We start from the raw sequence: 19,885 nt of genomic DNA on the forward strand, positions 1-19,885 counted from the left end.
AGATCGCGGCCTTTTTGCATTTCAGTGCAACCGGTCAGACTTCATCCAGCTCCGGTTCATCCGCCTGCACGTTTACCGTGGCCTTCACCACATCACGACGACGGATGTACTTCCAGTCCGCCTCGTCGATGTAGATACCATTCGGTCCGCTACCGCCTTCCAAGTCGATAGCCACCTGGGCGGAAACCTGGGGTTTCACACTCGCCAGGATCGGCACGAAGCCCAGCTGCAAACTGGTTTCCAGCAGCGCGGCCTGGTTCTTCTCATCAATATCCGCCGCTTCATCCAGGTAGTACGGCAAACGCACGCGACCGGCCTGGTCGCGGTCCATCAAGTGCAGCAACAGATACATGTTGGTCAGAGCCTTGATCGTCATGGTGGTGCCGTTGGACGCCGCGCCATCGATATCGGTGTGAATCACCGGCTGGCCGTTGACCTTAGTGATTTCGAAGGCCAGCTCGAACAGATCCTTGAGGCCCAACTGGTTATGGTTGGCGGCCACCAGGCGAGCCAGGTATTCCTTGGCTTCTTCGTTCTTGTTGTCCTGCTCGGCGCTCTGGCTGAGATCGAACACCGACAGGGTTTCGCCTTCTTCGTATTGACCGGCGCTGTGGATTATCTGGTCGATATGCTTGAGCGCTTCCTTGTTCGGTGCCAGTACGATGCGGAAGCTCTGCAGGTTGGACACCTGACGCTTGTTGATCTCGCGGTTGAACAGCGCCAGTTGGTGTTCCAGGCTGTCGTAGTCGCTGCGGATATTGCGCAAGGTGCGCGCGATATCGGTGACCGCCGCACGGCGTGCCTTGCCCAGGGTCAGGGCTTCATCGGTGCGGTGGGCATAGGCGTTGATCAGCAGTTGCAGGCGACGTTCCACATCATCCTCGCTGTCGAATTTGGCCACACCCTTGAGGCGCACCTGAGCGTACAGCGCTTCGATCTGACCATCGGCGCGCAGCAGGCCCTGCCAACTGTCCTGATAGTCATTGAGCAGCGGCAGCAGGTTGTCCATGGAATCGTCGATAGGGTCCATGAACGGCGTGCCGAACGGCAAGTCCGCAGGCAGTAACTGACGACGACGCAACGCGTCATCCAATGTGCGTTGCTTGGCTTCCATGTCGCCGATTTGACGCCCGACCAGTTGCAGCTTGGCCGACAGTTGCTGGACCCGTTCGGTAAACGCGTCGCTGGAGCGCTTCAACTCGTCCTGAGCCGCTTCCATCTGCGCCAGGCTTTCCAGCTTCTCACCTTCTTCAGCGCTCAAGGTCTGCGCGCGGCGGAAATCTTCCAAGGCTTTCTGTGCGTCCAGCACCTGCTGGTACAGCGCTTCGGTCTGGGTTTTGCTCGCGGCGCGGTCAGCCGCCACGGCTTGCTGGGTTTTGAGCTGCTTGAGTTCTTTTTCCAGGCGCTCTTTCTGGTCGCGCAACGCCGCACGGTCTGCCAAAGCCTGCAATGCCGGCGGTTCGATGTGGGAAATGTCGATAGACAACCCCGGCACTTCAAAGCGCTCGCCCTTGAAGCCATCAAGGATCTGCTCCAGGGATTTAACCCACAGGCCATCCTCATCCAGCGTGATGCCATGCTCGCCCAACGGCAGGCTGAACAGCGCACTGTTGAACAGTCGCATCAGACGCTCGACATCCTGCTGTGAGAATTCTTCCCGCAGCTTGGCGTAGCTGTTGTTGTCCGCATGGTCTAGCTGCTGCTTGACCGACTTCAAGCGCTTTTCCAGGTCACGCAAGCGCTCGTCCAAGTCTTCGGCGCTGAACTGTCGCGACTGCGCCAGCGCGCCCGCGAGTTCGTCGTGAGCATCCTTGGCCGCGAGCAATTGCTGCTCCAGCACTTTCACATCGTCCACCAACGCGAAGCGATGTTTGAGCACCGACAATTCACCCAGCCAACGCTGGATGCCGCTGATTTCCCGCTCCAGGCGCATCAGCTCTTGAGTGCCGCCGCGCTGGTCGTTCTGCAGCGCGTCCTGTTCGTTGCGGTAATGCTCGGCCTGGATGGTCAGCTCTTCCTTGCGTGCACTGGCGTAGTCCGACCAGGTGCCCAGCAACGAATCCAACAGTGGCGACAGGCGATGCAGTTTGCCGCGCAGGATGTCGCGGTGCTTCACGCCATTGGCCAGGGCTTCGACCAGCGGCCCGGCGGCCACCAGGGAGTTGTAGTCCTGTTCCATGCGTCGCACATCGCGGAAGGCTTCTTCGCACGCGGCGATGTAATCCACACTGCCGGAACGCAGGCTGTGTTCAAACGCATCGAGGAACAGCTGCTTGAGCTTGGCCGCGGTGATTTCGCGCATGTGCAGCAGGTTGATAAACAGCGCGCGGAAGGTTTTCAGGCTCTGCTCGCTGGTGGAGCGCAGCGGGATCAATGTCAGGTCCAGCGGGATCGATGTGTGACCGCCGACCAGCAAACGCCGCAGTTCATCCGGCTTGAGTTCGTAAGCCTTGAGGCCCTCGCGCTCAAGGTTGGTGAACAGTTCTTTCTGACGCAGGCAGGTGTCGTTTTTCTGGTAGTGGGCCAGGTCGAGCTTGCCGGCATAGGCAAAGAATTGGTGGCCGAAACCACCGCCCGGCCCGCGACCGACCACACCGATCACATGCGGGCCGTGGGGCAGGGAGACTTCCACGAGGATGTAGCTGGTGTCGCTGGCAAAGTAGAAACGTCGCGATTGTTCCAGGGTGTACTTGCCGAAACTCATGTCCGACATGCGTGCCAGGATCGGGAACTGCAGGGCGTTGATCGAGGCGGACTTACCCAGGTTGTTCGCGCCGTACACCGACAGCGGCTCTTCCAGCGGAAACAAGCCCAGGCTGTAACCGGCGGTGTTCAATAGGGCGAAGCGGCGGATGCCGTAGCGTTCCTTACTCATGCGTCGGTCTCCTGTTCTTCGGCAATGGCGCGGGCCAGGGCGTCTTCTTCGCTCTCGTTGTCAAACTCGCTGAGGTCCAGCGGGTCATCGGTCTGCAGCAGTTTCTCATCGCTGTCTTCGTCGATGATCACCGGCGCCGGCAGTGGCAAGACGCTGTGCACACTGGCTGCCAGGTCGCGGTCCTGCTGCACCGACAGGCACACGTCGAGGAACCGGTGCATTGGCGGCAGGAAGCGGTACACGCCGTTGTCTTCGCTGGCGAATCCGAGCTGGGTCATGCGACGCATGATTTTTTCTTCGAGTTCTTCCTGGGTCTGCACTTCGGCCTGGATAAACAGGTCGCGGTACTTTTCCAGCAGCGACGGCAGTTCGTCGCGGCCCAGGCTGCCACCGTCCAGCACGGCGATTGGGTCGCGGCCCTGGTCGGCCAGGTGCTCGACGATGATGAAGGTGAACAGCGCCAGGCGCTGCGCGGTCTTGTTGACTTGCGCGGCAGCCACGGCGGTGTCGGGCACGAAGTAGTAGAAGCCCCGAGTGTCGCAAACCAGCTCAAAGCCCAGGGCCTTGAACAACGTGCGGTACTGGTCCTGGAAGTTCGACAGTTGGGCGTACAGCTCCGGGTCGCGGCGGCTGACATGGTAACCCTTGAACAGCTCGCGGAAGATCGGCGCCAGCTGGGACAGTTCGGATAGATCAAGATGCATGAGGAGTGCTCGCAGAATGCTCGGCCGCGTCAGGCGTGGCCGGGAGCAGGGCGAAGGAGCGCAGGCTGACCTGGTGCTCGTGGGTGTGATAGTCGCGACGTTCCAGGCGTTCGCGCTTGAAGCGTTTTTCACGGGACAGGCGCGAGAACCAGTACAGCAATTCGTCGGTGGCGCCGTCCGGTTCCTGCTCCAGCAGCCAGGACATCAAGTCCGGCATCGGCAACGCGTCTTCGCAGCGTTCGAGCATCTCTTTGACCGTGCGCGGCGCGCGTTGGGCTTCGCCCTTGTGGGACTTGTGAGCCTTGGGGAACCGCGCAGGCTTGGGCTCGAAATTCGCCAGGGCATACACATAGGCTTCGACCTGGCTCGCACTGCCCAGGAATGTGCTTTGCGGTCGGGTAAACATCGGCATTGCCGCTTGCGGCAGCGCGTCCAGGCCCTTACGTCGAATCGCCGACAAGGCCAGCGCCGCGCCACGGGTCACGGCGTTGTGCCGGCGCGCTTCTTCACGCAGCGGCAGCAGCAGTTCCCGCGCATGGCGCAAGGTCAGTTGGGCGCTGGTCTGCATTTCGAGGATGCGCGCGTGGGTACGCAGCAGCATGTCATCGTCCACCAGATGGCCGAGGCGCTGCTGTTCGGTGAGCAGGCGCAACAGCACGTTTTCCACTTTGCGCACGCCTTGTTCGAAGGCGCCGTCGGCGTTCACCAGTTGGATCATCGGTTCGACGTATTCGTCCCAGGTCGCCAAGACCTCGGCGTAACGCTGGCGCAACGGGATCTGCCGGTCGCTGGTCTTGGCGCGGTCGGCCACGGCGGCCAGGGCCTGTTCGTCGTTGGCGAGTTTTTTCAGCACGTCGCGCACGCGCATGTCGAGCAAGCGCAGTTGGCGGGCCAGGTCGTGGCCGTCGCGGATGTCGAAGGCGTCCTGGATATAACCGGCCAGGCGCTCAAGGTGGCGCAGGTAGGCTTCGATCTCCAGGCACAGGCCCAGCCGGTGCTCCTTGCGAAGATAGGCCAGGAAATCGTGGATCTGCGCGTTAAGCTCGAAGCGATTCGGGCTCTTGGCCACAGGCACGAGGATGTCGAGGCGAATCCACACGTCCAACAGGCTGGTGATGTCCTGGGGCGTGCTGTCCAGTTGTTGGGCGGCCAGTTGCGCGCGCAGCTCGCCGAGGCTCAGGGTGCCTTGGTCGAAGTGTTCGCACAGTGGCTCAAGTAAGGCCCAGTGTTCGGCGAGGGCGCGCAGGACGCGCTTGGGTTCGATCATGGGAATGGCCGCTGGTTGGCGATTAAAAGTCGCGATTGTACTGCATCGCACGGGGGATTTATCCACAGCCGGTCAGTGTGCAGTGGGCGATTGTGAGCGAACAGCGGTAGAATCCCCGCTCTTTACTTATCCACAAGTGGCCGAGCTGTGCTTATCGAGTCCCGACGTCGCGCTTACTTGACCGCCATGCAGGTGGTCAATTGGCTGCCCCGTACCGAACTGCCGTTTGCCGCACCGTCGCGGCCCGAGCTGCTGCAAGCGCTTGAGCCCGACGCGGTGTTCGAGTCTTCGGGGGAGGAAGCGGCCCCGCCGGTCGCGGTGATCAAGTCTGTGCCCGAGACGCGCCCAACGTTGGAGCGGGCCAAGATCGAAGTCCCGCGGCCCTCGCCAGCGGCCAAGCCGGCTGTGGTCGAAGAGGCTGCGCCGGTGGTCAAGGCACCGGTGGTGCCGCCGCCGCGTTTTGCCCTGCAATTGCTGCGCGCCGGGCGTTGCCTGCTGCTGGTGGAGCTGCCCACCGGCGAGCGCTTCCAGACCCGCGACCCGGCCTACCTATTGCTCAAGGACATGCTGCGCGCCGCCGGCCTGCCCGATAGCCCGCAGATCGTCGGCGACCCGGTGCGCTGGCCGCTGCTGACGCGCGGCACCATGGATCAAGGCCCCGAGGCTGCGCGCGACTTCGTGCAAGGCTTTGTGGCGGCGCGCCTGGAAGACGAGCCCAGCGTGTGTGTGTGGTTGATCGGCCTGCCTGCTGTGCGTTTTGCCGGTGAAGCCAACGCCGAGGCGTGGTATCGCGAGCTGCAGGTCGACAGCCTGGGCTCGGTATGGGCCCTGCCGGGCCTGGAACTATTAATGGAAGAGCCACAGCGTAAGGCTGATGTCTGGCAAGCCATGCGCCGGCTGATGGCGCGCTGGAAAACAACCGATGAGTGAGGCTTTATCCTTCCGCCCGATGACCGAGGCCGACCTCGACGCCGTGCTGAAAATCGAATATGCGGCGTTCAGTCACCCCTGGACCCGTGGGATTTTTCTCGATGGGCTGGGCAAGTACCAGATCTGGTTGATGTTCGAAGGCGAGCAGCAAGTGGGGCACGGTGTGGTGCAGATCATCCTCGACGAGGCGCATCTGCTCAATATCACGGTCAAGCCGGAAAACCAGGGCCGCGGTCTGGGCCTGGCATTGCTCGAACACCTGATGTCCCGCGCACATGCCGCGAACGCGCGGGAGTGCTTTTTGGAGGTGCGGGACAGCAACACCGCAGCGTTCCGGTTGTACGAACGCTATGGTTTCAACGAAATCGGCCGTCGCCGGGATTACTACCCGGCCGTGGGTGGCCGGGAAGATGCGGTGGTCATGGCCTGTACTCTGGTCGACTGACCACCCGAGCCAATGTGGGAGGGGTTAAGCCGACTCCCACAGGTGAACCGCGCCAGTCAGCGTTTGCCACCTATAGGGTCGATATCCGCCAGTTCTGCCTCATCCAGTCCATTCCCACCGCCGATATCGTCCTCGTCTACAACACTTAGATCGAAATCGGCAGGTCGGTCTTCCCCGGCCTCTCGCGCATCCCGCGCGCCGTCTTCGTGGATCAGGGTTTCGGGGCTCATGTCGTCGTCGGTGGCTTCATGATCGTCGGTGGAGGCCCCGGTCATCCCGGCTTCACGCACGCGTTCATCAGGCATCAGGTGTTCGCGCTCGCCACGGGGGATTTCGTCGCCGATTTCTGCGCTAGGAGCCTCGTCGTCGAAATCCAGCTCGCGCATCGAGCCCATGCGGTCTTCGTTGTCATCAATCGGTTCGGGCTGGGTAGCGCCGTAGGGACGTCGTGATTCAGTCATGGCCAATCCTCATACTGTGGGGCATATAGTGTGTGGACAGGCACCGCGCCCGAAAGATTCAAGCTAATTGCCGCGCGGCGTGACCTGGACGAGTGGTCGTGTGTCACACAGCTGCGCATCATTCCTGAGGCTTTCCTGATGAACGAACTACAAGACCTGCTTGATAACAACGAACGCTGGGCGGATGCGATCAAACAGGAAGATCCCGAATTCTTCGCCAAGCTCGCCCGCCAGCAAACCCCGGAATACCTATGGATCGGCTGTTCCGATGCACGGGTGCCGGCCAACGAGATCGTCGGCATGTTGCCGGGCGATCTGTTTGTGCACCGCAACGTGGCCAACGTGGTACTGCACACCGACCTCAATTGCCTGTCGGTGATCCAGTACGCGGTCGATGTGCTCAAGGTTAAGCATATCCTCGTCACCGGCCACTATGGCTGCGGTGGCGTGCGGGCTTCGATGCAGGACCGCCAGTTCGGCCTGATCGATGGCTGGCTGCGCACCATTCGTGACCTTTACTACGAAAACCGTGACCTGCTGGCCCAGTTGCCGACCGAAGAGGAGCGCGTCGACCGCTTGTGCGAGTTGAACGTGATTCAGCAGGTGGCCAACGTCGGTCACACCAGCATCGTGCAGAACGCCTGGCATCGCGGGCAGAGCCTGTCGATCCACGGTTGCATTTACGGCATCAAGGATGGCCGCTGGAAGAGTTTGAACACCACCATCAGTGGCTTCGAGCAACTGCCGCCGCAATACCGCCTGCGTCCGTTGGGCGAAGCCTAAGGCCGCTTGCGTTCGCGCCATCGAGCCATGAACGCCTGCCCTTCGGCGTTCAGTGGCTCATCGCGACCGGTGATCCAACCCCGGCAGTTCAACTCGCCGCACTGGCAGGCGAATTGCCGGAACAGCACGTCTTCGGTGTTGGCGTAATCGCGGGTCAGTGGGGCGCCGGCAGGGATGTCGCACAAGGTCCAGACTTCCAGGTAATACAGGTCGAGAAACACATTCGGCGTGCAGGAGTGCGGGAACAGGCCGCTGAACCAGCCATCGTAAAGATGAATGCGCGACGACAGTTGCAGGGTATGCAAGCGCCGCTCACTCAAGGCATAGCCCGATATCTTGGCGATGCAAACGCGGCTTTCGAACGGTACGCGCGCAGTGATCCGCATGGTCAGCCCATCGGCCGATGGCACGACGTCGAAGTCGCGTGTGGAGGGGTAGTCGTTTCCAAGCGCGGGCTTGAACGGGTAAAGACAGTCACTTCTGGCGTTTTTAGCCTTAGCCATGGCCTGAGTCTTCATAACTCTCCTTGGTCAGGCTGCATCGACTCCGTTGGTGGCTGACGACCAGTCTTGCAGCAGATGGGCTCCGGGCAAGACTCGCTGATGTTGGATCCGATTTCTACTGTCAAATCTGACAGTAGAAATCGGCTGTTTTTTGTGCCTTTTACAGCGCTGGGGCCGTGATCGTGGGGGTTGGCGCCGGTTCCTTCAGCTGTTTTAGATGAGTTTTGATCGGCGGCGTGGCGCATTTGGCATTGGCTTGTTCCGGCGTCAGCTTGCGTACCGAGGTGTAGAACAGCTCACAGGTCTGCTCCTTGCGCGTGACTTGCCAGGTATTCATGCAGGCTTTGAGCAACACATTCGGGTCGCTGGCCGGTTTCTGCCCCATACCGGCCTGCCAGCAGGCGGCACTCAAATCCTGGCCCATGACTTTCAAACCTGCCTCATCGGCCTTCTGCTCGTTGCCGTCATAGGTCGCCGGGTCGGCGGCATACCAAATGTAACTGGGGTGGTTGGAGCCCAGCACCGATACGTTCTGGCCGGCGGCCGGGCTGATCTGCGCCAGGCCCAGCACGCCCACGGTTTGCCCATATTGCTGCTTGATCCAGTTACGCACCGGTGCGCCGAACGCCACCATCGGCAGCGCTCCGTTGGGCAACAGGCTCAGCTCCTTGACCATACGCGTCTGGTAGTCGGTGAAGTAGCTGTAGACCGCCTCCAGGTCTTTACCGGCGTTGGACGGTGCGGCGATGGGGGCGATATCGATAATGGTCTGATAGGCCGGAGTCTCGGTGGCGGGGACGCCGTTATCAGTGAGCAGCGTCGCCCAGCGGTCGGTAGTGGCCGATTCCAGGTAGTCCTGGGCCTGAGTCAACGAGTAGTCCGGCGGGAAGTGCAACAACTCGATGCTCTTACGGTTCTCCAAGGCCATGCCCAGCGGCAGGAACAGGTACCAGTTATAGGCCCACTTTCCGTCGCTGTTGAGTTTGCTGGCGCCCTGATACGCCAGGTCGGCGGTGTCGAGCAGGGTGGTCAACGGTTGACCATAGGTGTCCGGCACACCGCTGAACGTCGCCGTGAGCTGGCCGTCATGGCTTTTCACGCTGACTTTGGCGCGGCTGTAACCGTCGCGTTGCAAGCTCTGGTTCAGGTAATGCTCGGCGGTCTGCTCCAGTGTCCATGGCCGAAAACAGATCACATTGCAGTTATTGGGAAACGCGAATAATTGGGTGACGCGTTGCGTGCTGCCCAAAGATACTTCGATATCGGCCTGCACGACCGCACTGGCCATCAGTGCGGCCAGGGTCAGGGACAGCCTGGTCGATTTGAACATAATTGATTCCTTGTCAGCGAAAGCCCGTCTGCGCGGGATGAAGGCCCACTTGCACACAGTAGCGGCTGACCAGGAAAACCGCGTGCTAAATCGCCAAGGGTGTCGCTATTGGATAAGAAACTGTAGGGCGTTGCTTAGATCGCCCATCGGTGCCTGACCGCGCGCAACCATAGCGTCATCGCGCTGCTTGAGGCCGGGCAGGGTCTCCAACTGGAATACCCGGGTGATCAGGCGCAGGATCGATGCGGTGTCGTATACCGTATGGTCCACGGTGCCCTTGCGCGCAAACGGCGACACCACCAGCGCCGGCACCCGACTGCCCGGCCCCCAGCGGTCGCCCTTAGGCGGCGCGACGTGGTCCCACCAGCCGCCGTTTTCATCGACGGTCACCACCACCACCATGTTTTTCCATTGGGGGCTTTCCTGCAGCACCTTCAAGACACGCGCGATATGGCGATCGCCCGAAGCCACATCGGCATAACCGGCGTGCATGTTCAGGTTGCCCTGGGGCTTGTAGAACGTCACCGCCGGCAGCTTTCCGGCTTGTGCATCGGCCAGGAACTTGTTGGTACTGGACTCATCGCCCAACCCACCATCACGTAGACGTTTGCTGCGTTCCGCCGGGTTCTGCGGCCCCTGTTGCTTGAAGTAATTGAACGGCTGATGGTGGTACTGGAAATTAGGGATCTTCGGGATACCGCCCGAGTCCTTGAACTGATCCAGCGTCGCCTGCCACGCCCCGGCGTACCAGGCCCAGTCGATATTCTTCTGCGACAGCTTGTCGCCGATGTGTTCGTGGGTCTGCGGCACCAGCACGTTGGGCAGGTCGGGCTTGGAGTAGTCCGGGTTTTGCGGGTCGCGTATCCAGGTCGGCCAATAGGGCGGGGCCAGGGTATTGACCGCGTAACCGTCCGGGGTCAGTGCGCTGGGACCGAACTGCGGCGGGCCGCTCATCGCGCTGGCCGGGGAATTGTCCAGCGGCTTGAGGCGCGTGTCGGTGGGGTCATCGCTTTGCAACGTGGCGATCTGCGATTTAGCCACCGATTGTGCGGCGTTCGGGTACACCGGCGCGGTGGCGCTGATCAGGTATTGGTGGTTGAGAAACGAACCGCCAAACGCACCCTGGAAGAAGTTGTCGCAGAGCACGAACTCTTTGGCTACATCCCACAGGCGCAGGGAATAACGGCTCTGGGCGTAATGGCCCATCACCAGCCCGCCGGCGTCGGCCCAGGCGACAAAACCGTCGTTCTTGCCACCGTTGATCTGCATCTGGTTCTGGTAAAACACATGCCATAGATCGCGGGTTACAAGGCTCAACGGCAAGTCTTCGGCATTCGGGCCCTTGAGGGCGAACGGTGCGTTGGGCAGGTTTTCCTGGAATTGCACTGCGTTGGGGTAGGTCACCCCGTCCACGCTTTGCGGCCCGACCTGCAGCACACCGCCCCAGGCTGGAGGCAGGGTGGCCAACAGGCTGCCGTCGCGGTCGCGTTGCTGGTATTGAGCGGCAGACAGCGCCGACAGCGGTTTCTCCACGCCGGGGAAATCCGCAAACAAATTATTGAAGCTGCGGTTTTCGGCGTAGATCACCACCACGGTTTTAACCTGATCGCGCAGGGCTTTGTCTAGCTCCTGCGGGGTCAGTGGCCGTGTCTGGGGTGGGTTTGGCTCTTCGCCGGTGTGGCCGCAGCCGCTCAAGGTAGCGCCCACCCCCAGTACCGCCGCGCCTCCCAGGAAGCGCCGACGGCTGGTGTCCACGGGCGGTTGAGTTACGGAATCGTTGGAGGGGCGGTCTTCGTGCTCGTCGCTCATTGCGGGGGAGTCCTGGCGAGATATTGCAAGATGTTTCGCAGGACGGTAGCAGGGGGAGATGACGGAACCAAGACAACAGCGCGACCTGCCGGAGCTGCGAGGCCCTGTGGGAGGGGGCTTGCCCCCGATGACGGCCTGACAGTCGACTAAAGTTTCGCATCAGACCGAGTACATATACCGGCTGGCGCGCCTGACCGACTGCGCCCGTTGCAATAACTGGCGCAGTCCCCATTCGCCTACGGCATCACCGGTGGCAAATACGCCAGCGTGGTCCCCAGTGCCCACAACAAAAACAACACCAGCGGCGTGTGCACCAGCAATTGCACGAACGAGAAACCGATCAAATCCCTCGCTTTAAGCCCCAGCACGCCCAATAGCGGCAGCATATAGAACGGGTTGATCAGGTTCGGCAGCGCTTCGGCGGCGTTGTAGATCTGTACCGACCAGCCCAGGTGGTACTGCAGATCGTTGGCCACTTGCATCACATACGGTGCCTCGATGATCCACTTGCCGCCGCCCGACGGAATAAAGAAGCCCAGCACCGCCGAGTACACACCCATCAGCAGCGCGTAGGTGTCGTGGGAGGCAATGGAGGTGAAGAACGTTGAGATATGGTGCGCCAGGGTCTGGCCGTCGCCGCCCTTGACCACCGTCATCAGCGCGGCGATCGAACCGTACAACGGGAATTGGATCAACACCCCGGTAGTGGTTGGCACCGCGCGGGCCACGGCATCCAGGAAGCTGCGCGGGCGCCAGTGCAACAGCGCACCGACCATGATGAACAGGAAGTTATAGGTATTGAGCCCCGAGATGGCACTGATCGCCGGCTTGGTCGAGAACTCATGGAACAGCCAACCGGCGGCCAGCAGCGCCAGCAGAATGGTCAGCAGCGGGCTGTGTTCCAGCCATTCGCCGGGGCGCGTCGGCGCCTGTGGCTTGGGCAGGTTGAAGGCCGGGTCGACGCCGCAGGCCTGGGCGTCGCGGGCGCTGTTCGGGCCGGGGGCGGTGGCGTAGGCGATGATCAGCGACACCACGATCAGCGCCAGCAACAGCACACCGGACTGCCACAGGAAGATCGTCTCGGTGAAGGGGATCATCCCGGTGATCGCCAGGATCGATGGCGGCAAACTGCCTGGGTTGGCCTGCAACTGCGCGGCCGACGACGACAACCCCAGGGCCCACACGGCGCCCAGGCCCAGGTAGGCGGCCGCACCCGCCGCGCGGTAATCCATGCGCAGATCAGTGCGCCGGGCCAGGGCGCGTACCAGCAACCCGCCGAACACCAGGGACAAGCCCCAGTTTAGCAGCGACGCGACCATGGAAATCAGCGCCACCCACGCCACGGCCGAGCGGCCGTTCTTGGGGATGCGCGCCAGCCGGTCAATCAGGCGCACCGCTGGCGGTGAGCTGGCGACCACATAACCGCCGATTACCACAAAGGCCATTTGCATGGTGAACGGGATCAGGCTCCAGAAACCATCGCCAAAGGCTTTGGCGGCGTCGGTCGGGGCGGCGCCCATGCCCAGGGTCGCCACGGCCACAATGATCACCGCCAGTGCGGCGAACACCCAGGAGTCCGGGAACCAGCGTTCGGCAAAGTTGGAGCAGCGCAGGGCAAATCGGGCATAGCGGCTTTCTTCGATAGCGTTGGCCACGAGTCATTCCTCTTGTCGTTATTATGGGTTTGGCAGTTTACCGGCATGTTCCGCTACGGCCATTGATATGGGAATGCAGTTATCTTCATCGATCCATGAGGAAAACAAATATATCTGCCGCGATTGCCATGATCCGGTTCAACTCATAACCTGCACGCCATTTTGTTTGTCTGCCGAGCCATTCCATGACTGCCACCTCTGTCGCACAGGCGCAGCGCTTTTCCCGCTCCGACTACAAAACCCTGGGCCTGGCCGCCTTAGGCGGTGCCTTGGAAATCTATGACTTCATCATCTTTGTGTTTTTCGCGCTCACCCTGAGCCAACTGTTCTTCCCGCCGGAAATGCCCGAATGGCTGCGCCTGCTGCAAAGCTTCGGCATCTTTGTCACCGGCTACCTCGCGCGCCCGCTGGGCGGCATCCTGATGGCGCATTTTGCTGATCACCTGGGGCGCAAACGGGTATTCAGCCTGAGCATCTTGATGATGGCCTTGCCTTGCCTGCTCATCGGGATCATGCCCACCTATGCCCAGATCGGCTATTTCGCACCGCTGATCCTGCTGGCGCTGCGAGTGCTGCAAGGTGCGGCGGTGGGCGGTGAAGTGCCCAGTGCCTGGACCTTCGTCGCCGAGCACGCGCCGCGCAACCATCGCGGGTATGCCCTCGGTTTCCTACAGGCGGGGCTGACCTTCGGCTACCTGCTCGGCGCCCTGACCGCAACGCTGCTGGCGCAAGTTTTTACAGCTGCTGAGATCCTCGACTACGCCTGGCGTTTCCCCTTCCTGCTCGGCGGCGTATTCGGAGTAATCGGCGTTTGGCTGCGCCGTTGGCTCAGTGAAACGCCAGTCTTCCTGGAGATGCAGGCGCGTCGCCAGGCCGCCGCCGAACTGCCGCTGCGCACCGTATTGCGTGACCACCGCGCGGTGCTGCTGCCAGCGATGATCCTCACCTGCGTCCTCACTTCGGCAGTGGTGGTGCTGGTGGTTATCACCCCGACCATGATGCAAAAAACCTTCGGCATGAGCCCCAGTCACACCTTTGCGTTAAGCGCGCTGGGCATCGTGTTCCTCAATATCGGTTGCGTGCTCGCCGGCCTGCTGGTGGACCGCATTGGGGCCTGGCGCGCGGTGCTGGTCTACAGCCTTTTGCTGCCGGTGGGAATTGCGTTGTTGTACGCCAGCCTCATCGCCGGCGGTGTGTGGCTGGGTGCGGCGTATGCCGTGGCGGGCTTGAGCTGTGGCGTGGTGGGCGCTGTGCCGTCGGTGATGGTTGGTCTGTTTCCGGCGCCGGTGCGGGTATCGGGTATTTCCTTTACCTACAACATCGCCTACGCGCTGTGGGCCAGCACCACCCCGCTGATGCTGATCGCATTGATGCCCACCAGCCCGTGGATTTGCGTGGGCTACTGCGTGGTGATGGGGGCGGTGGGAGTGGGCAGTGTGGCGCTGTTTGGCAAGCGCCACACCTTGATGGCCTGAGGGTCAGGTCAAGAAGTGCCAGAGCAGCAACGTACCGACCAGGCCGACCACGGACACGATGGTCTGCAGCACTGACCAGACCCAGATAGTCTGCTTGAGCTGCAGCCCGAAGTATTCGCGTACCATCCAGAACCCGGCATCGTTGACGTGGCAGAAGAACACCGAGCCGGCACCGATCGCCAGGGCCACCAGTGAGCTTTGCGTCGCCGCCAGGCCCGCCATCATCGGTGCCAGGATGCCCGCGGTTGTGGTGGTGGCGACGGTGGCCGAACCCGTGGCTTGGCGCAACGCCACGGCGATCAGCCAGGCCAGCAGCAGATAGGGCATGTGTGCGCCTTCGGCAACTTTGCTGATGGTCTGGCTAACGCCTGCGTCGAGCAGGGTTTGCTTGAGGCCGCCACCGGCACCGATGGTCAACAGCAACACCGCAATCGGCGCGAGGGCCTTGCGCAAGGTATTGCCGACCTCAGCCCGCGGCATGCCGGCGGCCCAGCCCAGGCAGATCACCGCGCCAATCACCGCCAGGCCGAGGGCGATCAGCGGTTCGCCGAGAAATTTGAGCGTCAGGCCGGCGCTGCTGTCGGCGGGCAACGCAACCTTGGCCAAGGTGCTGCCGAGCATCAGAATCACCGGCAACAGGATGATCAGCAACGACACGCCAAAGCCCGGTTGGCGCGGGGCCTTGGGCGGTGCGCTGAACAGCGCGCCGATGTCGGCAGGTTCATCCACATGCAGGCGCTTGGACAACCAGTTGCCATAGATCGGCCCGGCCAGCATCACCGCCGGCACCGCCAGGCAAAAGCCCAGCAACATGGTTAGGCCCAGGTCGGCGTGCAACGCGCCCACCGCTATCAACGGCCCCGGATGGGGCGGCATCAGGGCGTGCAACGTGGTCATACCCGCCAGCGCCGGGATGGCGATTTTCAGCAAAGGCTGGTTTGAGCGCTTAGCCATGACAAAGATGATCGGCACCATCATCACCAAGCCCACTTCGAAGAACAGTGGCAAGCCGATCACCATCGCTACCAAGGCCATGACCCACGGTAATGACTTGCCCTTACCCAGCCCCAACAGCGTGGTGGCGATACGGTCGGCCGCGCCGGACTCGGCCATCAGTGCACCGAGCATCGAGCCCAGGGCGATGATAATTCCAGCCTCCCCAAGGATCGCCCCGGCGCCTTTACTGAAGGCCTTAGCCACCTCTTCCGGCGGCAGGCCGGCGCCGACCCCAGCGATAAAGGTGCCGATCAAAATCGATAGGAACGGCGGTAACTTGGTCGCGCTGATCAGCACGATGATGCTGGCGATAGCCAGTAAGACGCAAAACATAAGGCGAGTGTCGTGAACCATCCACGCAGCAGTCGATAACTCCAAAACGGAACTCCTTATCGAACAGGTTTGGGGAATTGTTTCTTTTTGTTTCCTGCGTGCAAAAGCATACCTGATCGACCGGTGGCGCCACAGGAAGCTGCGCTGGATCAACGATGTTTCATCTTTCCAATATTTAGGGTTCTACGTGCTTCGTTCGGGCTTCAGAAAACCCCGGCAGCGCCGATGCAGCTCAGATCTATTTCCCTAATCGCCATCGGTGAACCATGTTCAACACCCGTTTGAAGCAAGAGCTGGCAGCTCTTCGCGAAGAGTTGTCCAGCTTGAATCAGGTCAAGGAGAGCCTGGAAAGCGAAATGCTGTGTTTGACGCTGGATGCCGATGGCCGGGTGGAATGGGCCAATAGCAATTTCCTGCAGGAGCTGGTTTACCAGGCGAGCGCGATTCTCGGACGCCCGATTGAAGAGTTGGTACCGGCTCACGTACGTCAGGACTCGTTCCAACTGCGCTTCAAGAATGCGCTGACACGCGGTGAGCATTTCGCCGGCACCGTGCGCCTGATGCGCGGCAATGGCAAGGAAGCGTGGCTGCGCTCGATTGTGCAGCCTGTACGCGACGCAAGCGGGCGGATCAAGCGCTTTTCGATCTTCTCCAGCGACCTTACCCGCACCATCGAAGCCTCGCGCGAGCATGAAAACCTGATCAGCGCGCTGGTGCGTTCCACGGCCGTGATCGAATTCGATTTGGGCGGGCATGTGCTCACGGCCAATGACCGCTTCCTCAATGGCATGGGTTACACCCTGGCGCAGATCCAGGGCAAGCATCACCGGATGTTTTGTGAACCACAGGAATACAACAGCGAGGCGTACGCGCAGTTCTGGCAGCGTCTGAACGCCGGTGAGTTCGTCGCGGCGCGCTTCAAGCGAGTCGACAGCCATGGCCGCGCGGTGTGGCTGGAAGCCACCTACAACCCGGTGCTCGACGCTAACGATCGGCTGTACAAAGTGGTCAAGTTCGCCACGGTGATCACCGATCAGGTCACCCGCGAACAGGCGGTATCCGACGCCGCCAATATTGCCTACAGCACCTCCGTGCAAACCGACAACAGCGCACAGCGCGGCACCGCAGTGGTGACTCAGGCGGTGGGCGTGATGCGCGACCTGGCTCAGCATATGCAACAGGCCGGAGAGGGCATCGAGGCGCTGAACGCCCAGTCCCAAGTGATCGGCAGTATCGTCAAGACCATCAGCGGTATCGCCGAGCAGACCAACTTGTTGGCACTCAACGCGGCGATTGAAGCGGCGCGCGCCGGAGAGCAGGGCCGGGGCTTCGCGGTGGTGGCCGATGAGGTGCGCCAGTTAGCTTCACGCACCAGTAAAGCCACCGAGGAAATCGTCGGCGTGGTGCGCCAGAACCAAGACATGGCGCGCGATGCGGTCAGCTTGATGACCGATGGTCGACTGCAAGCCGAGCAAGGCCTGGCCCTGGCGGCGGAGGCGGGCACAGTGATTGTGGAAATCCAGGACGGCGCGCAGAAAGTGGTCAGCGCGGTAGGACAATTCGCCAATCAACTGTCGAGCTGACCCTTGGGGCTTGTGCTTGAGGTATCGTAGGTTTTTTCGCTTAAAGAGCCGATCTGCATGAGCCCTGCACACTGCCGTCCTGTCCCGCTGCCCAAGGCCTACCGCTTGCTCAATCACGGCCCAACCGTGCTGGTGAGCGCCGCCCATGATGGCCAGCGCACCATCATGGCGGCCGCCTGGGCCATGCCGGTGGATTTCGAACCGCCGAAAGTCGCGGTGGTGTTGGACAAAGCCACCTGGACCCGCCAACTGCTGGAAGGCGCCGGCACCTTCGCAGTGCAGGTGCCGTGTGCGGCCCAGGCCGACCTGGTGCAAACCGTCGGCACGACCAGCGGCCGTGACCTCGACAAGTTCGCCGCCTATGACCTGCGCACCTTCACAGGTGAGCACACCGACGCTCCGTTGCTGGAAGGTTGCGTGGCATGGCTGGAGTGCCGCCTGCTCCCCGAGCCGCACAACCAGCAGACCTATGACCTGTTCCTCGGTGAAGTGGTGGCCGCGTATGCCGATGAGCGCGTGTTCAGTGACGGCCACTGGCACTTCGATGGGCATGACGAGCTGCGCACCCTGCACCATGTGGCGGGCGGGCATTTCCTGACCATCGGCCAGCCGATCGATGGGCGCCTGTTGTAAACCTGACCAGCGCGTTCAACGTCCCAGCATCTTTACCCAGCGCGACGGCGGCATGCCGTAGGTGCTGCGAAATTGCCGGGTCATATGGCTCTGGTCGGTGAAGCCGGCGGTCAGCGCAGCGTCCACCAGGGGTTGGCCTTGGGCCAGCAAGCTGCGCACCAAGTCCAACCGGCGCATGGTCAGGTAACGGTAGGGACTGGTGCCGAACAGCAAGCGAAAATCCCGCGACAACGCCCAGCGGTCGCGTCCGGCGTGTTCGGCCATTTCATCCAATGTGATGCTGCGTCCCAGGGCGCTGTGGATAAATTCCCGCGCCCGTTCGGCAGCCACGTAGTCGAAGGTTTTGCGGCTGACGATTGCCCCCGCCGCAGCGCTCAGGGCCTGGGCCAGGTCGAACAGTGCATCCTGTTCCTGCAACGGGTCGACCGGGCATTCCAGGTTTTGCAGCAGCACGTCGCTGGCGCGGAACAGCCGCGGGTCGGTGGACACACCACCAGGCACAAACGGCAATGGCTTGCCGCCGAGAATCTGCTGGATCAGCGCCGGCTCGACATAAATCATGCGGTACTTGAAGCCTTCCTCGCTGCCGGCGCGGCCGTCGTGGACCTCATCGGGATGAATCACCATGGTCGTACCCGGAAGGCCATGGGTCATGCCGCCGCGGTAATGAAAACTCTGCACCCCCAGCAACGTACGCCCGATGGCGTAGGTGTCATGGCGATGCGGGTCGAAGGCGAAGCCGGCGAAGTACGCCTCGATACGGTCCAGGCCGCTGGCGTGCGGCGCACGGTGGAGCCAGTCGAGCGTGGAGGTCGGGTTACCCATGGTGACTTGTCACAAAAAAGAGGTGGAAACACGTTAACCCAGTGTGGGCGAGCTGTCTGCCGGGGTCTTGTACGATTGTGCAGAGAGCGCCTACCGCGCGTTTGGCAATCGCTGAGCGCCCATGGTAAGAAGCCTTACGTTTAACACTGAGGTCGGGTCATGGGTAAGGTGCGGGTAGGTATTATTTTCGGCGGCCGTTCGGCTGAGCATGAAGTGTCGTTGCAATCGGCCCGCAACATCGTCGATGCCCTCGACCGTACGCGCTTCGAACCGATCCTGATCGGCATCGACAAGGCCGGTCACTGGCACCTCAACGACACCTCGAACTTCCTGCTCAATCAGGAAAACCCGGCCTTGATCGCCCTCAACCAATCCAATCGCGAACTGGCAGTGGTGCCCGGTAAAGCCAATCGCCAAGTGGTGGAAACCTCCGGCCAGGGCGTGCTGGAACATATTGACGTGATCTTCCCCATCGTCCACGGCACCCTGGGTGAGGATGGTTGCCTGCAAGGTTTGCTGCGCATGGCCGATCTGCCGTTTGTCGGCTCGGATGTGCTGGGTTCGGCGATCTGCATGGACAAGGACATCAGCAAGCGCCTGCTGCGTGACGCCGGTATTGCCGTCACACCGTTTATAACGCTCACCCGTGGCAATGCGGCGCGCACCTCGTATGAAACGGTAGTGAAGACGCTGGGCTTGCCGCTATTCGTCAAACCGGCCAATCAGGGCTCCTCGGTGGGCGTAAGCAAAGTCAGCAGCGAAGCCGAGTACCGTGCCGCCGTCGAACTGGCGCTGGGTTTCGATGAGAAGGTGTTGGTGGAGTCCGCCGTTCAAGGCCGTGAAATCGAATGCGCGGTATTGGGCAACGACAACCCTATCGCCAGCGGTTGCGGCGAGATCGTGGTGAGCAATGGGTTCTATTCCTACGACAGCAAATACATCGACGACCAGGCCGCTCAGGTGGTGGTGCCGGCCGCGATCAGCCATGACGCCAGCGAACGCATTCGCCAGTTGGCAGTGCAGGCGTTTGAAGTGCTGGGCTGCTCGGGGCTGGCGCGGGTCGATGTGTTTCTCACCGACAAGGGCGATGTGGTGATCAACGAAATCAACTCACTGCCCGGCTTCACCCGCATCAGCATGTACCCCAAGTTATGGCAGGCCGCGGGGATGAGCTACAGCGAGCTGATCACCCGCCTGATCGAACTGGCGATGGAGCGGCATGCGGCGCGCAAGGGGCTAAAGATCAGCCGCTGAGTAAGCCTGTTGCAGTGAGTGGAC

General features: G+C 61.6%; 16 protein-coding genes and 2 pseudogenes. 8 read left to right on the plus strand and 10 right to left on the minus strand.

What is annotated here, in order from left to right; genetic code table 11:
• Positions 1 to 34: 34 nt before the first annotated feature.
• From mksF to mksB, 3 genes are read right to left on the minus strand one after another with little or no spacing between them, the layout of a single operon-like run.
• Positions 35 to 2,875: an Mks condensin complex protein MksF gene (mksF, locus tag HRH33_RS04280; protein ID WP_034095742.1), complete on the minus strand. Its 2,841-nt coding sequence runs from the start codon at positions 2,873 to 2,875 to the stop codon at positions 35 to 37.
• Positions 2,872 to 3,579, minus strand: coding sequence for an Mks condensin complex protein MksE (gene mksE / locus HRH33_RS04285; protein ID WP_034095743.1), 708 nt, complete (start codon positions 3,577 to 3,579; stop codon positions 2,872 to 2,874). Before mksE ends, mksF begins: the two co-directional genes overlap by 4 nt.
• Entirely contained in the window at positions 3,569 to 4,846 is a 1,278-nt protein-coding gene (mksB, locus tag HRH33_RS04290; protein ID WP_167417802.1) for an Mks condensin complex protein MksB, read from the minus strand. Before mksB ends, mksE begins: the two co-directional genes overlap by 11 nt.
• Before the next feature lie 186 nt (positions 4,847 to 5,032).
• Between mksB and HRH33_RS04295 the strand changes: the two genes are divergently transcribed.
• Together HRH33_RS04295 and rimI are read left to right on the plus strand one after the other, a co-directional pair.
• Complete coding sequence (locus HRH33_RS04295) at positions 5,033 to 5,776, plus strand: energy transducer TonB (RefSeq protein WP_167417806.1); 744 nt, start codon at positions 5,033 to 5,035, stop codon at positions 5,774 to 5,776.
• On the plus strand, positions 5,769 to 6,221 hold the full coding sequence (rimI, locus tag HRH33_RS04300; RefSeq protein WP_034095746.1) for a ribosomal protein S18-alanine N-acetyltransferase: 453 nt from the start codon (positions 5,769 to 5,771) through the stop codon (positions 6,219 to 6,221). Before HRH33_RS04295 ends, rimI begins: the two co-directional genes overlap by 8 nt.
• 56 nt (positions 6,222 to 6,277) lie before the next feature.
• Here rimI and HRH33_RS04305 read toward each other — a convergent pair whose 3' ends face one another.
• Positions 6,278 to 6,682, minus strand: coding sequence for a serine kinase/phosphatase (locus HRH33_RS04305; RefSeq protein WP_167417801.1), 405 nt, complete (start codon positions 6,680 to 6,682; stop codon positions 6,278 to 6,280).
• Between the two features lie 138 nt (positions 6,683 to 6,820).
• Here HRH33_RS04305 and can point away from each other — a divergent pair, with 138 nt between their 5' ends.
• On the plus strand, positions 6,821 to 7,465 hold the full coding sequence (gene can, locus HRH33_RS04310) for a carbonate dehydratase (RefSeq protein ID WP_010213394.1): 645 nt from the start codon (positions 6,821 to 6,823) through the stop codon (positions 7,463 to 7,465).
• On the opposite strand, the gene HRH33_RS04315 is transcribed toward can, so the two are convergent.
• From HRH33_RS04315 to HRH33_RS04330, 4 genes are all read right to left on the minus strand, one after another.
• On the minus strand, positions 7,462 to 7,983 hold the full coding sequence (locus tag HRH33_RS04315; protein WP_167417800.1) for an SET domain-containing protein: 522 nt from the start codon (positions 7,981 to 7,983) through the stop codon (positions 7,462 to 7,464). The two genes, can and HRH33_RS04315, sit on opposite strands and share 4 nt — an antisense overlap.
• A gap of 145 nt (positions 7,984 to 8,128) precedes the next feature.
• Positions 8,129 to 9,298: a hypothetical protein gene (locus HRH33_RS04320; protein ID WP_123480750.1), complete on the minus strand. Its 1,170-nt coding sequence runs from the start codon at positions 9,296 to 9,298 to the stop codon at positions 8,129 to 8,131.
• A 105-nt stretch (positions 9,299 to 9,403) separates the two neighbouring features.
• Positions 9,404 to 11,107, minus strand: coding sequence for an acid phosphatase (locus HRH33_RS04325; RefSeq protein ID WP_167417799.1), 1,704 nt, complete (start codon positions 11,105 to 11,107; stop codon positions 9,404 to 9,406).
• Between the two features lie 236 nt (positions 11,108 to 11,343).
• The gene (locus tag HRH33_RS04330; protein WP_167417798.1) at positions 11,344 to 12,762 is read right to left on the minus strand and encodes a short-chain fatty acid transporter; all 1,419 of its coding nucleotides are present in this window, start codon (positions 12,760 to 12,762) and stop codon (positions 11,344 to 11,346) included.
• A 185-nt stretch (positions 12,763 to 12,947) separates the two neighbouring features.
• Between HRH33_RS04330 and HRH33_RS04335 the strand changes: the two genes are divergently transcribed.
• Positions 12,948 to 14,237, plus strand: a complete 1,290-nt coding sequence (locus tag HRH33_RS04335) for an MFS transporter (RefSeq protein ID WP_034095753.1) — start codon at positions 12,948 to 12,950, stop codon at positions 14,235 to 14,237.
• A gap of 3 nt (positions 14,238 to 14,240) precedes the next feature.
• Here HRH33_RS04335 and HRH33_RS04340 read toward each other — a convergent pair whose 3' ends face one another.
• On the minus strand, positions 14,241 to 15,611 hold the full coding sequence (locus tag HRH33_RS04340) for a GntT/GntP/DsdX family permease (protein WP_034111653.1): 1,371 nt from the start codon (positions 15,609 to 15,611) through the stop codon (positions 14,241 to 14,243).
• 311 nt (positions 15,612 to 15,922) lie between these two features.
• Between HRH33_RS04340 and HRH33_RS26620 the strand changes: the two are divergent.
• The 3 genes and pseudogenes from HRH33_RS26620 to HRH33_RS04350 all read left to right on the plus strand — a co-directional run.
• Positions 15,923 to 16,609: pseudogene (locus tag HRH33_RS26620) on the plus strand (PAS domain-containing protein); the annotation flags it as partial.
• A gap of 105 nt (positions 16,610 to 16,714) precedes the next feature.
• A pseudogene (locus tag HRH33_RS26625) lies at positions 16,715 to 17,149 on the plus strand (methyl-accepting chemotaxis protein); the annotation flags it as partial.
• Positions 17,150 to 17,206: 57 nt separating this feature from the next.
• A complete protein-coding gene (locus tag HRH33_RS04350) occupies positions 17,207 to 17,782 on the plus strand; it encodes a flavin reductase family protein (protein WP_034136775.1) in 576 nt (191 codons plus the stop codon).
• Positions 17,783 to 17,797: 15 nt separating this feature from the next.
• Here HRH33_RS04350 and HRH33_RS04355 read toward each other — a convergent pair whose 3' ends face one another.
• A complete protein-coding gene (locus HRH33_RS04355) occupies positions 17,798 to 18,607 on the minus strand; it encodes an AraC family transcriptional regulator (RefSeq protein WP_034136776.1) in 810 nt (269 codons plus the stop codon).
• Between the two features lie 159 nt (positions 18,608 to 18,766).
• Between HRH33_RS04355 and ddlA the strand changes: the two genes are divergently transcribed.
• Positions 18,767 to 19,861 carry a D-alanine--D-alanine ligase gene (gene ddlA, locus HRH33_RS04360; RefSeq protein WP_167417796.1) on the plus strand — a complete coding sequence of 365 codons (1,095 nt, stop codon included), beginning with the start codon at positions 18,767 to 18,769 and terminating at the stop codon, positions 19,859 to 19,861.
• Positions 19,862 to 19,885: the final 24 nt, after the last annotated feature.

This window comes from Pseudomonas rhodesiae, from assembly GCF_013285305.1.
GTDB lineage: Bacteria > Pseudomonadota > Gammaproteobacteria > Pseudomonadales > Pseudomonadaceae > Aquipseudomonas > Aquipseudomonas rhodesiae.

What these genes read in the sequence shown, in the direction of transcription:
- mksF (WP_034095742.1), bottom strand. Translation starts at nt 2,875, where the DNA reads ATGAGTAAGGAACGCTACGGCATCCGCCGCTTCGCCCTATTGAACACC.
- mksE (WP_034095743.1), bottom strand. Translation starts at nt 3,579, where the DNA reads ATGCATCTTGATCTATCCGAACTGTCCCAGCTGGCGCCGATCTTCCGC.
- mksB (WP_167417802.1), bottom strand. Translation starts at nt 4,846, where the DNA reads ATGATCGAACCCAAGCGCGTCCTGCGCGCCCTCGCCGAACACTGGGCC.
- HRH33_RS04295 (WP_167417806.1), top strand. Translation starts at nt 5,033, where the DNA reads ATGCAGGTGGTCAATTGGCTGCCCCGTACCGAACTGCCGTTTGCCGCA.
- rimI (WP_034095746.1), top strand. Translation starts at nt 5,769, where the DNA reads ATGAGTGAGGCTTTATCCTTCCGCCCGATGACCGAGGCCGACCTCGAC.
- HRH33_RS04305 (WP_167417801.1), bottom strand. Translation starts at nt 6,682, where the DNA reads ATGACTGAATCACGACGTCCCTACGGCGCTACCCAGCCCGAACCGATT.
- can (WP_010213394.1), top strand. Translation starts at nt 6,821, where the DNA reads ATGAACGAACTACAAGACCTGCTTGATAACAACGAACGCTGGGCGGAT.
- HRH33_RS04315 (WP_167417800.1), bottom strand. Translation starts at nt 7,983, where the DNA reads ATGAAGACTCAGGCCATGGCTAAGGCTAAAAACGCCAGAAGTGACTGT.
- HRH33_RS04320 (WP_123480750.1), bottom strand. Translation starts at nt 9,298, where the DNA reads ATGTTCAAATCGACCAGGCTGTCCCTGACCCTGGCCGCACTGATGGCC.
- HRH33_RS04325 (WP_167417799.1), bottom strand. Translation starts at nt 11,107, where the DNA reads ATGAGCGACGAGCACGAAGACCGCCCCTCCAACGATTCCGTAACTCAA.
- HRH33_RS04335 (WP_034095753.1), top strand. Translation starts at nt 12,948, where the DNA reads ATGACTGCCACCTCTGTCGCACAGGCGCAGCGCTTTTCCCGCTCCGAC.
- HRH33_RS04350 (WP_034136775.1), top strand. Translation starts at nt 17,207, where the DNA reads ATGAGCCCTGCACACTGCCGTCCTGTCCCGCTGCCCAAGGCCTACCGC.
- HRH33_RS04355 (WP_034136776.1), bottom strand. Translation starts at nt 18,607, where the DNA reads ATGGGTAACCCGACCTCCACGCTCGACTGGCTCCACCGTGCGCCGCAC.
- ddlA (WP_167417796.1), top strand. Translation starts at nt 18,767, where the DNA reads ATGGGTAAGGTGCGGGTAGGTATTATTTTCGGCGGCCGTTCGGCTGAG.